This window comes from Microcoleus sp. T3_A4, assembly GCF_036700465.1.
Taxonomy (GTDB): domain Bacteria; phylum Cyanobacteriota; class Cyanobacteriia; order Cyanobacteriales; family Microcoleaceae; genus Microcoleus.
Genome location: NZ_JAUBOY010000040.1, coordinates 1 through 17158, shown reverse-complemented (window position 1 = coordinate 17158; position 17158 = coordinate 1). Strand labels below are relative to the sequence as shown.

5 protein-coding genes are annotated in these 17158 nt (G+C 47.9%); 3 read left to right on the top strand and 2 right to left on the bottom strand.

Going from position 1 to position 17158, the window contains the following annotated elements; genetic code table 11:
* Positions 1–132: 132 nt before the first annotated feature.
* Together QUA07_RS21535 and QUA07_RS21530 are read right to left on the bottom strand one after the other, a co-directional pair.
* Positions 133–6624, bottom strand: a complete 6492-nt coding sequence (locus tag QUA07_RS21535; protein WP_333329002.1) for a PAS domain S-box protein — start codon at positions 6622–6624, stop codon at positions 133–135.
* A 495-nt stretch (positions 6625–7119) separates the two neighbouring features.
* Positions 7120–7251, bottom strand: coding sequence for a hypothetical protein (locus QUA07_RS21530; protein ID WP_333328999.1), 132 nt, complete (start codon positions 7249–7251; stop codon positions 7120–7122).
* A gap of 262 nt (positions 7252–7513) precedes the next feature.
* On the opposite strand from QUA07_RS21530, the gene ppsA reads away from it, so the two are divergent.
* The 3 genes from ppsA to QUA07_RS21515 form a co-directional block, all read left to right on the top strand.
* Positions 7514–9991: a phosphoenolpyruvate synthase gene (gene ppsA / locus QUA07_RS21525; RefSeq protein ID WP_333328998.1), complete on the top strand. Its 2478-nt coding sequence runs from the start codon at positions 7514–7516 to the stop codon at positions 9989–9991.
* 257 nt (positions 9992–10248) lie between these two features.
* A complete protein-coding gene (locus tag QUA07_RS21520) occupies positions 10249–10569 on the top strand; it encodes a DUF6464 family protein (RefSeq protein WP_333328996.1) in 321 nt (106 codons plus the stop codon).
* Positions 10570–12176: 1607 nt separating this feature from the next.
* Positions 12177–17158 (top strand): DUF4347 domain-containing protein (locus QUA07_RS21515; protein ID WP_333328993.1); only part of this gene is annotated, 4982 nt, incomplete at its 3' end.

The following is a 17158-nucleotide window of genomic DNA, read 5'->3' as shown; positions in this document are numbered from 1 at the left end:
GCCGGCTGCGAGTCCGGGCCGCCCAAGCAAATTAAGTTGTCGCTTCGCGGGAGGCCAGAACACCTGATTGAGAATGGTAGTCAGGGCGCGAGATTTAACTGATTTTGAGTTGTCTGTTAGCTACCGTCAATTTTAGGACAAATGTTGCTTCAAAAAATCTCGAATTTGCTTGAGCTGAAATCCTTTAGCAAGTTGGCGCAGGTGATGAACGAAAGGCACTAATGTTGGGTCAGAATGTTCGAGTTTAGCAGTTTCTTCCAGAATAGCTTCAATATCGCCCATTGCAGCCAATCTTAACAGCGCCATGATTGACTCTGAGGCAGGAGACACCATCGTTGAGTCAGCAGCAGCAATCTCAGAAGATGCTTTTGCAGTTGGATCTGTGCGCTTTTTGGTTTGTGATCCTTCTTCGTAAACCCATTCTAGTCTCAAATGCAGGCGCAATAATTCTAAAAGCTCGTTAGTTTGAATCGGCTTGGTGAGAAAATTATCGCAACCTGCAAGTATGCTCTCTTTCTTGGTAGTCTCGTAAACGTTAGCAGACAAAGCAAGGATAACCGTATTTTTTAATTCCGGCAACTGTCGCAGCCGCCTGGTAGCTTCCCAACCGTTCATGACGGGCATCAGCAAATCCATTAAAATTATATCCGGTAGAAATTCCTGTGCTTTGTGCAAGCAGTCTTCGCCGTCTGTAGCTTCTGCAATTTCAAAGCCTAAATGAAAAAGTAGCCTGTGCAACATGGCGCGATTTACTTCGTGATCGTCCACGATTAGCACTTTCCGCTGGGGGCCGGTAAAACCGATAAGCCGCCTTTTTTCTTGCCGGGAGGGGAGTTCAGAAGACTGGGCGACTGCGGGCAAGTCTAGATCCACCCAAAATATACTGCCTTTGCCGGAGGTACTTTGGACGCGAATTTGGCTGCCCATCATTTTGGCTAATTTTTGGCTGATGGAAAGTCCCAGTCCCGTACCTTCAACGAAATTGTTATGATCGCCCACTTGATGAAAAGGCAAAAATATTTCTTCTAATTTATTCTGAGAAATGCCAATGCCGGTATCTTCGATTTGAAAGCGAATTTTAGGGGTAGGAACACGGCTGATATTTTCTGCTGTTGTCACCTCGCGCGCTTCTGTTGTTCCTAGGGGCTGGCTCGACATTTGCTGCGCGTCTAAATTCGCGGTCACATTGAGCGTTTGAGTGGCAATTTCCGCTGTCAAACTAGAATTTTCGCAGGTGGTTTGAGGATAGTTATCGGGAAATTTTTCTGCATAACCGACTTTGAATGTAACGCTGCCGCTGTTCGTAAACTTAACGGCATTGCTGAGCAAATTAATCAAAACTTGACGCAACCTTTTTTCGTCTGCCAAAATGCCGTCTGGCAGCGCTGACAGTTGCTCGTAATTAAAGGCAATTCCTTTTTGAGCCGATCGCATCTGGAACAAATCAATAATACTTTTCACAAAACTGGAAAAATGCACGTTTGTCAGCGACAGCTCCATTTTACTAGCTTCGATTTTTGAGAGGTCTAAAACATCATTAATCAGCATCAGCAGGTGGTTGCCACACTGGTGAATGTTGTTAAGACTTTCCTGCTGATCGGCGGTAAAGTTTTTATCGACTTTGAGCAGTTGAATGTATCCCAAAATCCCGTTCAAAGGCGTCCGCAATTCGTGGCTCATGTTAGCGAGAAAGTCGCTTTTAGCGCGGTTGGCGGATTCGGCGGCTTCTTTAGCTAATTGCAGGGCGGCTTCTGCAAGTTTGCGATCGGCAATTTCGGTTTGTGCTTGTTCAAATAGCATTGATTGCTGGATCGCGATCGCCAACTGCACCCCCAATTGTTTTAGGCACTCTCCCTCCAATTGTTGCCAGGGACGCGGGCCCGTGCAGTGGTGAGCAATTAATAGCCCCCACAAGTTTTCGCCTTGCAAAATCGGCACTACCAGATTCGCTCTCACATCGAGCCGGGTCAACAAAGCCAAGTGGCAGTCTGCCAGGCCGGCATTGTGAACATCTTCTATGGATCTAACTCTACCGTCTTGGTAAAGAGGAACGTAGGCTGCCCCAAAACAGGGGTCATAAATTTCCATTCCTACAATTGGTCGGACATTTTCGGCAACCGACTCGACAGCGATAAACCCACTCCAATCAGGATTGAATTGGTAAATAATAGTGCGGTCTACTTGCAAGAACTGCCGCACTTCTTCGACACTTTTGGTGAGAATTTCTTCAAGATTTAGAGAGGATCTAATGCGTTCCAGCATGGCTACCGCCAACTGTTCGCGCTTTAACTTTTGTCTCAAAATCAACTCTGATTCTTTGCGTTTTGTGATGTCTGTAATGACTCCAATTAAGCCGATGTAATTCCCATTAATATCTTGAATAGTGTCGGCGCGCACCAGAGCAGTTACTGGTTCGTCGCTCTTAGTCTGCAGTGCAACTTCGCCACACCAAGAGCAACCTTTGCGAAGGCTTTTATAGATTTGTTTGGAATTTTTATGCCGGACATAAAGTGCCGTCATGTCGCCAATATCATTGAGCTCTTTCACCGTATAGCCGTAGCGCTGAATGAAGGCTTGATTGTGGTAAATAGACCGCCCTTTCAAGTCGGCGATCACGATCGCGTCGCTGGTACTTTCGACGGCTTGAGTGACCTGCAGTAAAGCTAATTCTGCTGCTTTGCGATCGCTAATATCCGTCATTGAACCCACCATCCGCAGAGGGTTTCCGGCTTCGTCCCACACTGCTTGAGCGCGGGCGAGAACCCACTTATAGCTACCGTCTTTACACTGCAAGCGGTATTCGGCGGCGTAATTGGGGGTTTGGCGATCGAGATAACCTTGGATCGCTGCTTGCACTCGTGAGTGATCGTCTGGATGGATGCGCTCGATCCATGCGCTGTTGGTGCTGTCGATTTCGCCCTCTGCGTAACCGATAATTTCTTGCCAGCGGGCCGATCGAAAAGCTTCATTTGTTTGAAGATTCAGATCCCAAATTCCGTCTTGATTGCCTTTGAGAACTAACTGCCAGCGTTCTTCACTTTTACGCAATTCTTCTTCGGCTTGTTTGCGCTGAATATGATCGCCCAACTGCGTCGCTACAGCCTTGACCAACTCTACTATACGCGGTTCCATAATCGAGCGGTCGCGCTTGCAGAATACTAAAACTGCTAGCACCTTTGAGCTAGTGTGAATTGGCACTCCGAAACAAGCTTTCAATCCGACTAATGCCGCCATTTGCGATCGGGCAAAAAGATGATTTTTAGCTAGAGAAATATCTTCAATCCATTCTACTTTTCTGCTAGACCAAATCCGTCCAGGTACTGCCACTCCAGCGGCAAATCTAATTTTTTTACTTTCGCGGCCGAAGGTATCTAAATCGCGATCGCTAGCGTACCAAGTTTCGCTGTGTTCCAAAAAAGTACCATTAGCATTCGGTATCCAAGCTTCCGCAAAATTCCAGCCGATCGCATTGCACAGCAACCGCAGGATATCTGGGAGGGCACTGTGAAAATCTGCCGACTGACTAATGGCTTGAGTTGCTGCCAGCAACAGCTTTATTTCATCTTCTGCTTGCTTGCTTTCTGTAATATCAGTTCCCGTACCGAGAATTTGTTTTAACTTACCGTCTCCTGTTTTCGCAAATACAGTATCTCGGCTGACCATCCAGCGCCAAGAACCATCCTTGTGCCTAATTCGGTATTCAATTTCAAAGATATCCCCTTCGCTGCCTGTTTCGACTTGCAGTAAATAATCAGGCATTTTGATTGAATCTTCGGGGTGGATTAAAGTGGACATCATCCACGGCCCGATTGCCTGAATCTCCTCTACTGTATAGCCGAGAATGTGGTATATAGAAGCGTTCGCATAGATATTTTTTTGTTCTATTAAGTCATAAACATACAACATATTAGGACTTGCCCCAGCAATTTGTTGAGTTAACCGCTGGCTTTCTCGCAGTGCTGCTTCTGTTTTTTTTCTTTGGGAAATATCGCGAACAATGCAAATGATTTCCCCGTCCGGCAGCATTGTCAGCGAGACATCTATAGGGACTTCCGAGCGGTCGCGACGGCATCCTACTGCTTCGGTGCTGTAAGAACCTTTCTGCACTAAATTCGGCAGGACTTCTTGCTCGAACCTTTGCAGCTCTGCACCTTGGTAGAATATTTTCCAACTTTTACCTAAGATTTCTTCGAGAGAGTCGTAACCGTAGATTTTTAGTCGGGCTGCGTTGCAATAAATCACCTCTTTGTCGGCACTGAATATGGCGATACCTTCGGAAGCAGCAGCCATTGCTGCTGCTTGCCTGTGGAGTTTTGACTCAAAACGTTTACGATTAGTGATGTCGCGGACGATCGCGATAATTTCGTCCTCTGTGCAGAAAACAATTCTCGCTTCAAAATCGTACAGTTCATCATTAACTGGCATTTGATATTCTACAACTTGAATCTCGCCGGTGGCGATCGCTTGTTGATTGCCCGACAAGATTTTGTCAGCAAAAGCAGCCGGCAATATGTCTTGTGCTTTTTTGCCAATTAGTGCTTTTTGTGGTAGGATATTCTCGAAATCTTTGGCAGGTTTGAAGTCTACAAAAGTGCCATCTGCCCGACAGCGAAATATCATATCTGGTATCGCATTTAAAAGAGCGCGGTTAGTGGCTTCGCTCTTACGCAATTCAGCTTCAGCTTGCTTGCTAAATGTAACGTCGCGAGCCACTGCATAAATCAAACCTTCTTCTGCAAACGGCGATGCTGTCCACGACAGCCATTTATAGGTACCATCTTGGCAAAGATAGCGGTTTTCTAAGCTAATAACGGGGTGGCTTTTTTTAAGTTTTTCTAATTCCGCTATAGTAATTTCTAGGTCTTCTGGATGCACGAATTCAATCAAAGGTTTGGCTAAGATTTCATCACTGCTATAACCTAATAAATTTGACCAAGCGGGGTTTAATCGTTTGAAATAGCCGTCAAAACCTGCAATGCAAAGTAAATCCAGCGAGAGATTAAAAAATCGATCGCGGTCTTGCTGGGTTTGTTTCAATTCCGTAACATCCATCACCAAACCGTCCCAAACTATATCGCCGTTGGCTTGCTTTTCTGGCTTAGACGCGCCTTGCAGCCATTTCACTCGATCTCCCATAACTTGCCGCCACTGGTGTTGCCAAGCTTGCTGAGTCGCCGCTGAAGTTGCGATCGAGCGCTGCAAGTCTGAGATGTCGTCGGGGTGAACTGTTGCAAAAGCCAACGTGGCATTTTCTTCTATTTGTTCTGGCTTTAAATTGTAGAGTTGCCAACTGCCCGAGGAAACGTAAGTAAAAGATGTTTTACCATTTCCATAAAGCCGATATTGATAAATCATTCCCGGCACGTTGTCGGTCATTATTTGAAATCGAGCTTCGCTTTCCTGCAACGCTATTTGCTGGCGTTTGTAGTCAGTCACATCTCGCATTGTTCCGACCAACATTTTAGTCCCGTCGGCTTTTTTAAATACTGTTTTTTTAGTAGATATAATGCGTTCTTGACCGCCGCCATCGGTAAACAATTCTTCTGTTTCCTCCGCAAGACTTCTTTGCAATACTTGCTCGTCTCGGTGCCCAAAAAAAGCCGCTTGTGCTGGGGGTAAAAAATCGTATCCTGACTGGCCAATCAGTTCCGATCGCCTTTTTCCTATCAAATTGCAAAAAGCATCGTTTAATACGATCCATCTGTGCTGCTCATCTTTGACAAAAATAGGGTCAGGAGTAGAATTAATTGTGTGATTTAAAAACTCTTCTGATGCTTTTAATTGAGCTTCGTAACGGTAGCGATCGCTCACGTCCAAGACTACTTTAATCAGGTGGTCGATCGAGCCGTCTAGGGCGCGAATACAGCGCAGGGAAACTCTAGTATAAACTATTTTTCCGTCTTTTCTGCGCCACCTTTGGTCTAAAACATAGCCTTCACTCTCCCCTGCCAAAATTTTATTTAACTGCTCTAAACTTGCCTGCAAGTCTTCAGGAAAACCCCACATCTCCCAATTCTCGTGCAAAAAGTCTTGGCGATCGTATCCCAGCAAATCGCACAAAGCATCGTTGACTTCTAACCACTCGTATTTTTCTGGTTCTGAGGGGGAATTCGGAGGAGCAAGAATGGCAATTCCGACGAGAGAATTCTCGACTACCGAGCGATATTTTTCTTCACTTTTTCGCAAAGCTTCTTGGTTGTGCTGTCGCTCGACTGCGTAACGCAGCGATCTAATTAACACTTCGCTGTCGATTTTTCGCTTAACTAGATAATCTTGAGCCCCGGCTTGGATTGACTGCACGGCAAGCTCTTCATCGTTGCGGGCAGTCAGTACGACAATCGGAGTATTTAGGCTATATTCTTGTATTTTGACAATTGTATTTAAGTCTTGGCTATCGGGCAGCGAAAGATCTAGTAAAATCACATCAAAATGTTCGCTGATCAAAAGTTGCTGCGCTTTGCTGAGACGGTCTGTACAACTTACTGATAGCCTTTGGGGTTCGGCTCTACTGACATTTGTTTCTAATAATAATTCTTCGATCAGATCGGCTTCTGCTTGATTGTCTTCGACCAGAAGAACTTTAAAGCCATTTCGCTTTGCGGGTGGGCTCAAAACTGATATCATATACCTTATTTTTTGTCAGAAGGCAGTGTAGCCAACTATTATAGCATATAAAGAATTGTCTAGCCACAAATCCTGCCGTTACCAGTTAAAAACTCTTTGGTTCAACAATTACAATGCACTTGATCTCAGATGTTGAACGATTCTCAAAAACTGGCTTTCCGGCCCATTTCACAAAGAGTCAATTTTCTTGGGAGGGGTTCTTCTGACCAGCCCTTAAAAGGCTTATTGAAAATGGTACAATATCTGATATCTATGCGATTGTGTTTTTCCTCTAAGTAGGTTAACGCAATCAGAGAGAAAATTTTTATGGTTTTTAGAAGCTGGGTTTCAGGAGGAAACTAAGCTGCGTAGTATTTTTTTGGGCGATCGCCCCTGTGACACGATGTTAGATTTTAGATTTAGTCCACAGATGAATCGGGGATGTGGAACTAGAATCTCCAATTTTCGGCGACTCAGGACTCTTGTCGGAAAATAAGTATCGGTTTTTGGGCGGGTTCAGCCGATCGCGCGATCGAATCCCACCCTTTGTTGCCCTTGGATTCCGCTACCAACACAATCCAAGCTATATCCCCACACCCATGAGCGCTCAACGCCAAAAAAGCCGTGGGAACTATCTTCGCTATTCATATTTTTACCACTTCTTTTATAATACCTTACATAAACTCATTACTGCAATTTCTTTACTTTTTGCAATCAAATAAAACATCTCCACAGGCCTTGCTATTTAGCCAAAAAGTGATAGTCTTGAAATAGAGGCAATCGAAAATTCGGTTGATACAGCCTAGGAAAAAAATTGAGAATTTTTGTAACAAAATTACAATTCCCAATAAACTGTCTTTTGTTTACTGTCCGTTGACCGAAATGAGCTGAAGTTGAGAGGAAAAAAGCAATGCTCGACAATTTAGCAATTGAACAAAAACCCGGTTTAATTCCCAAAGAAAAAGCCTTAGTATTGTTGTTTGATGAAGTCGGAATCGCCGACATCCCATTAGTAGGGGGAAAAAATGCTTCTTTGGGCGAAATGATTCAACAGTTAAGCCCCCAAGGAGTTAGAGTTCCCAACGGATTTGCAACTACAGCATACGCTTACCGGTACTTCATCCAGTCAGCGGGTTTAGAAGCTAAATTGCGCGAAATTTTTGCCGATTTAGACGTAGAAGATCTGCAGAACCTGCGACAAAAAGGCAAGCAAGCGCGGGCACTGATTCTCGACACACCATTTCCGCGAGAACTCCAAGCGGCGATCGCGGATGCTTACGAAAAATTGTGCGATCGCTACGGCGACAGTACAGACGTAGCAGTGCGTTCCTCCGCCACCGCCGAAGACTTACCCGACGCCAGTTTCGCGGGACAGCAAGAAACCTACCTCAACGTCCAAGCTTGCGCTGGCGTGCTCGAATGCTGTCACAAATGCTTTGCTTCCATATTCACAGATCGCGCAATTTCCTACCGCCAACAGCGGGGTTTTGACCACTTTGAAGTCGCCCTATCAGTCGGCGTCCAAAAAATGGTGCGATCGGACTTAGCATCCTCCGGCGTCATGTTCAGCATCGACACCGAAACCGGATTCAAAAACGCCGTATTAGTAACCGCCGCCTACGGATTAGGCGAAAACGTCGTCCAAGGCACCGTCAACCCCGACGAATACTTCGTCTTTAAACCAACCTTAAAACAAGGTTTTCGTCCGATTTTAGACAAACGCCTCGGCAGCAAAACCCTCAAAATGGTGTACGATATCGGCGGTTCTAAATACACCAAAAACGTCTCCGTCATCGCCGCCGAAAAAAATAAATTTGCCATCCAAGATGATGAAATTCTGCAACTCGCAAAATGGGCCGTCATCATAGAAGAACACTACTCTAAAGTGCGCGGGACTTATACCCCGATGGACATTGAGTGGGCAAAAGACGGCAATACGGGCGAATTGTTTATTGTCCAAGCACGACCCGAAACAGTACAATCTCAAAAATCTGCTAAAGTTTTGCGAAACTACAAATTGGAAGGTAGCAGTGCAGTTTTAGCAAAAGGACGCGCCGTTGGCGAATCAATCGGACAAGGCAAAGCCCGCGTAATTTTAGATGTGCACAGAATCGCTGAATTTCAATCAGGAGAAGTTTTAGTTACCAACAAAACAGACCCGGATTGGGAACCGATTATGAAAAAAGCCAGTGCGATCGTCACCAATTCCGGTGGCCGCACTTGTCACGCCGCCATCATCGCCAGAGAAATGGGAATTCCCGCCATTGTCGGCACTGGCGATGCCACCCAAATCTTAAAAAACGGGCAAGAAATCACTGTTTCTTGTTCGGAAGGAGACGAAGGCAAAGTTTATGCCGGTTTGCTTCCTTTTGAAATTCAAGAAACCGCGATCGAGAATTTACCCCGCACCCGCACTCAAATTTTAATGAATGTCGGGAACCCAGAAGAAGCGTTTGGTTTATCAGCGATTCCTTGCGACGGCGTAGGCTTAGCGCGGTTGGAATTCATCATTGCCAATCACATTAAAGCACACCCGCTGGCACTGATTCACTTTGACGAATTGGTGGATGAATCAGTCAAAGAAGAAATTGCAAACCTGACAGCACTTTACCAACACAAACCCGATTTCTTCACCGACAAACTCGCCCACGGGATTGCCACAATTGCCGCCGCATTTTATCCAAATCCAGTTATCGTGCGGATGAGCGATTTCAAGAGCAACGAATATGCTAATCTTTTGGGAGGGCGGCAGTTTGAACCCAAGGAAGAAAACCCGATGATCGGGTGGCGTGGCGCCTCTCGCTATTACGACCCAAATTACCGCGAAGCTTACGCTTTAGAATGCAAAGCATTAAAGCGAGTTCGCGACGAAATGGGCTTGACAAATGTGATTCCGATGATTCCATTTTGTCGCACCCCGGATGAAGGGCGAAAAGTGTTAGCCGAGATGGCAAAACACGGTTTAGTTAAGGGCGAGAACGGCTTGCAAGTTTATGTGATGTGCGAATTGCCGAGCAATGTCATATTTGCTGACGAATTTGCCCAAGTTTTTGACGGATTCTCGATCGGCTCTAACGATTTAACTCAGCTAACATTAGGATTAGACCGGGATTCTGCTTTAGTCGCCCACATCTTTGACGAACGGAATGAAGCTGTCAAGCGCATGGTAGCAATTGCCATTAAAGCCGCCAAAAAGTACGATCGCAAGATTGGGATTTGCGGTCAAGCGCCCAGCGATTATCCTGAGTTTGCTCGTTTCTTGGTTGAGTTGGGAATTGATTCGATTAGTTTGAATCCCGATTCGGTTTTGAAGACTTTGTTGGATGTTGCTAAGGTGGAAGGCGCGGGTTCGTTGATGGATTTAGCGGGGGATGTTGCTAAGATTTAACCGTTTTGGTTTTGAAGAGCAACCGGCTTTCTCAAAAAGTTTGTGGGATGGGCGTCCCGCCCGTCCCACAATAACAATTAAAATTGTAAGTTATTTAATTCGCCTTCCTCAGCCGCCAGCTAACGGTTAACACAGGGGCGGCCTAGTTTGAGAATTGCTCGGGAACTTTTCTTATTTAAAACCGTCTTGTCGAGGAGGATTTTTTGTTGCCGATCGCCTAAATTAAAACAAATATTCTCCACATAAGCTCTGAAAAAGTGCTAACTGCTCTCCTGATTATTTTCATAGGTTTAGCTCCCTCGCTGCTGTCTTTGTGGGTGATGCGCTCTGCCCAGAGCCAAGCCCGCGATAGAATTGCTGCGGCCAGACTGGCGGTAGCGAATAGATCCATGCGAACTCAACTACAAACTGCCGATCGCACTTACATACAAAGCCTCGGTTATTCGATCGGCGATATCACTTGCGAGTATAACGCCCGCTCTAATTACATTCGCTGCGCGGTCAATCCTTCTGGGCCCTGTCAAGATTGTCGGTACTACCAAGCCAGAACTCTTGACGCTCGCGGTGAAAAGATATAGCTTATATTCGTGCTTGTATCTACGCCTATTTGCGGATGTAATAATCAATGAGTTAATATGTACTTACGTGTAAGGATTATGGTTGAAGCTTCTTTTGGACGACCCACGCCCAAACTCAGCAGTTAAAACCTAATCGAGCATTATTGCTTGGTTACAGTTGGTGGTTAAAATTGCCATAACAGGGGAATTGCGATCGGTGTTTTTTTAGTTGAGGATTTACGATCAGAAACGAAGTTTAGATGATAAATTTTGGTTGGGTGGCGAGAAATCTAGAAATAAATTGGGTTTCTAGTCTCCTGCGCGTAACTCCTGCAGTTAAGAAAATTAGCCAACAAAAATCGTAAGTAGCTGAGGGGCCAATCTCCAAATCAGTTTCTCCAAAACATCATGAAAAATTTTGCACGAAACATTGTCCCGAGCTTTTATCTTAAACAGAAACCAGCTCGAAGACTAGCTTGTTGATAGTTTGAGAAGTTGCTTCTGGGCGGCACTAATCTGTTTTTGCGATCGTAGCGAAACAGTCTCAAACCTAGATTGCTATCTCCAGACTGCAAGTCATGAATTTTTAAGACGCTTCGTCGATACAGGGTATGCCGATTTCAATTGAATCTCATATGTTGCACCATTTTCAAGAATAGGCTTTCAGGCCTGTTCCACAAGTGAATTTTCTTATGGGCTGGGCAGGAGAACCCCCCCCATAGAAGGGTTATTGAGAATGGTAAAAGATCTCAGTTGAATGACACTTCGGGCACGGTCGCCATAATTATGTGACGGCTATCACTCCCTAATTAATGTCTGGTTGCTATTGTGAACAGGGCTTGTACACCAAAACCAAAGAAACCGAGTTGTTTACCGGGAGCGAGGGCTGCAAAGAAGTCTTTTCGTCCCTCAAACCAGGTTTATACGTCTAGAAATAGTGAATTTTCTCGGCAAATAAAGTGCATTAGACGATGTACAGAAAACCTCATTAAGTAAATTTTTGAGAACTGGTGTTATTATCTACTGCGCGATGTAAGAGATAAGCGTGTAACAGATACACTCGCTAACAGAAAAGAAAAAAGTCGAAGGCAAAATATCCCCGATAGAGAAATTATTGCGATTTAAACCCCAAATCCTCAGCGCTTCTGCCAGCGATATTTGCAATGCTATCAAATATCAATATAGGACTGCTTTGTGCTGAGTAAAATTCGCTTTTTGCTCTAAGTTCAAGTCAAGCAGCAGAGCCTCTTACTCGGCAATTAATTTTTTTCAATAGGTGATAATGATCATCTGGAAATGGGTACATCATCTACAATCCGTGAGACAGTTTTACCATGCAAAGCATCTGCAACAAACCAATTTTTATCACCCCAAAAATAGGTGACTCTACCGCAAGGATTGCGGGCACAAAATCCCGAACAACAGCAACTTATCCTCATAAAAAACCAATAAAACAAGTAAAAACAGAGGAGTGTTTCCTGTCCCAGAAACTTCCTGGCGGCACGAGAATTGGGCATCCCCACAGAGAATTTTTTCGAGCAACCGTAAGGGAAAACCCCCCGTGGTTGCCTCCTCGGAGTATAAAAAATGTACTGTTTCTCGATGCCAGAGTAGAGAACAGGGACAGCTTGGCAAGAGGAGCAACAGCCGATACAGAGGTATTTGTACTGGACTCGACGCGGGATGGAGTCGAGCAAATTACTAGAATTTTGGCGGTTTGCAGCGATTTAGACAGCCTTCAGATAGTTTCTCACGGTCGAGAAGCTCTGGTGCAGCTAGGGTCGATCGAACTCTGCAACGACAACTTAAAAACCTACAGCCATTTGTTACAGCAGTGGGGAAAAGCCCTCAGCGAGAGAGGAGATATCTTGTTATTCGGGTGCAGCGTCGCAGCGGGGGAAAGCGGCGAGGCCTTCGTGCGGCGGCTAAGCTTGATTGCCGGTGCAGATATTGCAGCTTCCGACAACTTGACGGGGAGTGCGGCACTCGGCGGCGACTGGCAATTAAAATTTGCGATCGGGGAAATAAAGGCGAGAATCGCCATTGAAAAAGAAGTGCTCGAAGCCTACCCTTACGCCCTCGGCACATTAGTTAACGAAACTTTCAAAAACTCCACAGTTAGGGGGCCTTGGATTTACGGGGGAAACGACGGGGCACTGTTTGATCCCACCAGCGGGGTTCCAGCAGCCAATCAACTTATCCCTGGCATTACCGGAGGCACTGTATCCGGCGTACTTCCGGCTTTGGGCGGTGCAATTCCCGGCGAGGGCGCTCTGCTATTAACTCCAGCAGTAAACCTTCGGGAAGCCTTCGTCATCTACAACAACCCCATTCCTTCAACCGACGGTCTCAGAGTCCAGTTTGATTTTTATTCTTACGGTTCAAACCAGCAATTTCCGTCTCCGCAACCCTCTATTAGCCCTCAGCCCGGGGACGGGCTGGGTTTCTTCTTGATTGACGGCACTGTTAGCCCAACCAGGACTGGGGGTTTTGGCGGTTCTCTGGCTTACGCTCCACGAACGGGTATACCCGGTATTGAGGGAGGTTATTTAGGCATTGGGCTTGACGAGTTTGGCAATTTTTCAACATCCACAGAAGGGCGCTCTGGCCCTGAGCCGCCTCCGATTCTCGGCTCCTCTATTGGTTCTTTCAGACCAGATTCAGTAACTGTTAGAGGAAATCAAGCAAAGGGTTATCAGTTTTTAACAAATGCCTTCGTTCCCTTCGGCATCGATAACATTCCTACGACCATTGACTTTAGTGGCCCTCAACCAGGCAGCAGTTTTAACTTCAGCAATACGTTCACGAGCGATCGCAATTTAGCCAAAAGATCCGTTCAAATTACGCTAAATCCATCTAACGATCCGGTGAATCCCTCTCGCCTCACCGTTGCTTTCGATCAAAATTTCGACAACATCTACGAAACTACATTGATCGACATCCCCAACTTGGCCACCGAAAACGGGCCAGTACCGCCAATTTTCAAATTTGGTTTTGGCAGTTCCACAGGAGGCGCCAACAACATTCACGAACTTCAAAACGTGGTAGTTGAAACTATCAATCCTCCCAGTCTTGCCGCAGAGGTTGCCACTATTAAGACCGGCCCGCAGTTCGTCAAGTCCGAAGGCAGCATTACCTACACGATTACTACTGTAAACAGGGGGCCAGCGCCTGCTACAAATGTTCTGATTCAAGACGAAATACCTTTAGAACTGCTGTTTTCGGGCGGATTGCCACCGGCTCTGATTGCCTCCAACAACGGCACTTACGTGAACCAAACGAAAGCTGTCACCTGGCCGTTAATTCCGGTTCTCAATGCGGGTGAGACTGTGACTTACACCCTGACTATTGATTTGCCGCCTGGTTTAACCAGCGGTAGCAGTTTTGCCAACGTTGCATTCAGCACTAGCTCGACTTTCGACCCCGACCTCAGCAACAACAGCGGTATACTCGCGCCAGGGCAAATCGAGGGGCCTGGTGTAGTCTCTACCACAGTTGTTGATACAGTAGCGGATTTAGTTACTACCAAAAGTGGCCCTGTGACTAGCTCGGCCGGGTCAAGCGTCACCTACACGCTGACTACGACTAACATCGGCCCAGACCCCGCTGCCGATGTGACCATCACTGACAGCATTATTCCGGGTTTAACAGAAGTCAGCGTATCGGACGGCGGGACTTACGACCGAGTTTCGGGCATTGTCACCTTTCCAGCACTGACAGCGCTGGCAAATGCGGCTACTGCGACCCGCACTGTCAGTTTCAGTGCCCCAGCCACCGTTACTGCCATCAGCAACACGGCCCGGAGCAGTTCGGCGACTTTCGATCCGATCGTCACTAACAACAACGGTTCGACAACCAACAAAGACGGCACTCCCACTAACTCTACGGTTACGACAAGTATTGCGCCCAACGCCGACCTCGCAACCACAAAAACGGGCTCTACGAGTGCTACTGCTGGTAGTTCGGTCAGCTATACGATCGCCACAGTCAACTTAGGGCCGAGTCCTGCAGAAGCTGTAACCATCACGGACAGCATAGTTCCTGGGTTAACCGGAGTCACAGCATCGAACGGCGGCGTTTACGATCCAGTAACCGGCATTGTCACCTTCGCGCCCGTGGCAATCGCCAACGCGGAGACTGTCACCCGAACGATCGACTTCACAGTACCGCCCACCCTAACTTCCATCAGCAACACGGCCAGAAGTACCTCCATCACTCCCGACTCCACTCCGACCAACAACAACGGTACAAACCTCAACGCCACCGTTATTACCTTGATCGAGGCTGTAGCCGACGTTGTCACCCAAAAAACGGCTCCGGCCACCATCAAGGTGGGCGACACGCTACTTTATACAATTACTACTACCAACAACGGGCCGAGTCCTGCGACCAACGTAGTCATCACCGACAGCCTGATTCCCGGCTTAACTAATGTCAGCGTATTCGATGGCGGAACCTACAACCCAAGCACAGGGGCGATCGAGTTTCCAGCGATCGCGACTTTAGCCAGCGGCAGCAGTGTCACCCGCCGCCTAATTTTTGTACCCCCGCCTACCCTGACGAGCATCACCAACATTGTATTAAGTCGATCGGACACTTTTGACCCGGACTTAACAAACAACAACGGCTCGACAGTCGCAGTGCCCGGTGAAGCGGGGGGTCAAGTCATTACCTCGATCGATCCTGTGGCCGACCTGGTTACGTCCAAGAGCGGTCTCACATCTGCTCCTGCTGGTAGTTCCGTGACTTATACTATAACTACCGCCAACAATGGGCCGAATGCTGCTGAAAACGTAGTGATTACAGACAGCATCATTCCCGGTTTAACGGGAGTCAGCGCATCCGATAACGGCACTTACGACCCGGTGACAGGGGTTGTCACCTTCCCAACAATTCCCAGTTTGACTAGCGGCAGCAACATCAACCGCGAGGTAACATTAGTCGTTCCAGCGACGGGCACTATTAGCAATACTTCCCAGAGTCGATCGACCACTTTTGACCCCAAACCCAGCAATAACAACGGTTCCGAGTCCAGAGCCACTGTCACCACCGCCATTTTACTCGCCCAGCCCACACCCAACAAACTTCCATCAGCCAACAGCAGCAACGCTGCGCTAGCGCCCAACAGCATTGTCCAAATTAGCGGGCTCGGAGGCAGAGACTCAGACGGTACAGTGGTTACATTCACCATCAGCACCCTGCCGCCGGCAAATCAAGGCGTCCTGTTCTTGGGCGACCCCGCAACGGGGGGAGTCGCCGTCACGGCTGGTCAAACCCTGACAGCCGAGCAAATGACGCAGTTATTCTTCCAGTCTGCCGGCAATTTCACAGGAGCTAATTTTACCTACAGCAGCAAGGACAATCTCGGTGCCAGCAGTCCTGCCGCCACAGTTTCTCTGGTCTCCCTGGCGTTCAACTACCCGCCAGTACCCACAAACTTCAGCAAGACATTGGCGCCAAACAGCACCGTCAACCTCACAGGGCTGACGGCCAAAGACCCTGACGACTCGATCGAATTCTTCACTATCAACACCCTGCCGGCAGCAAATCAAGGCGTCCTGTTCTTGGGCAACCCCAGCCAGGGAATCCGGGTCACTGCAGGCCAAAGACTGAGCACAACTCAAATCAGCCAGTTATTCTTCCAAGCAACCAGCGAATTCGCAGCCACCAACTTTACCTACAGCGCCACAGACCGCCGCGGCGCTATTAGTCCAGCCCCCGCTACAGCCTCCCTGCTAGCCCTATTACCTCCCACCGACCAGCCACCCGTCGCCAACAACTCCAGCCTCGCTGTGTTGCTGGGAACAACCGTGAACATCCCCGGACTCGGAGGAACCGACCCAGACGGGACGGTGGTTTCCTTTACCGTAAACACCTTGCCGCCAGCCAATGAAGGCACGCTGTTCTTAGGCGAACCCAGCCAAGGAGTGCGGGTCACGGCAGGTCAAACCCTTACAGCCGAGCAAATTACCCAGTTGTTCTTCCAGGCATCGGGCAATTTCATAGGGGCTAACTTCACCTACAGCGCTATAGATAACCTCGGCGCCACCAGTGCGGCAGTCGCCACTGTCTCTCTCATTCCCCTTAAGGGACCGATACCGACGCCGACACCCGTGCCGACACCACCAACACCGGCACCCGCGCCGATACCCGCGCCGATACCCGTGCCGACACCACCAACACCCACACCAGCGCCGGAACCCACACCAGCGGCGGAACCAACACCCACACCAGCGGCGGAACCAACACCCACACCAGCGGCGGAACCAATACCCACACCCGCAGTGGAACCAACACCCACACCAACACCCACACCAACACCCACACCAACACCCACACCAACACCCACACCAACGGCGGAACCAACACCCACACCAACGGCGGAACCAACACCCACACCAACACCCACACCAACGGCGGAACCAACACCCACACCAACACCAACACCAGCGCCAGAACCAACCCCCATCTTCAACCCAGTACCCGAACCGGATACCAGTTGCGGTTGCGCCCCGTTGCCCTTGCTGCCCCCGATCACATTTATCCAACCCCAGCCAGAGCCCATACTCAACTTCGACTCCAACGCCGCCCAACTCATCGACATCCAAAA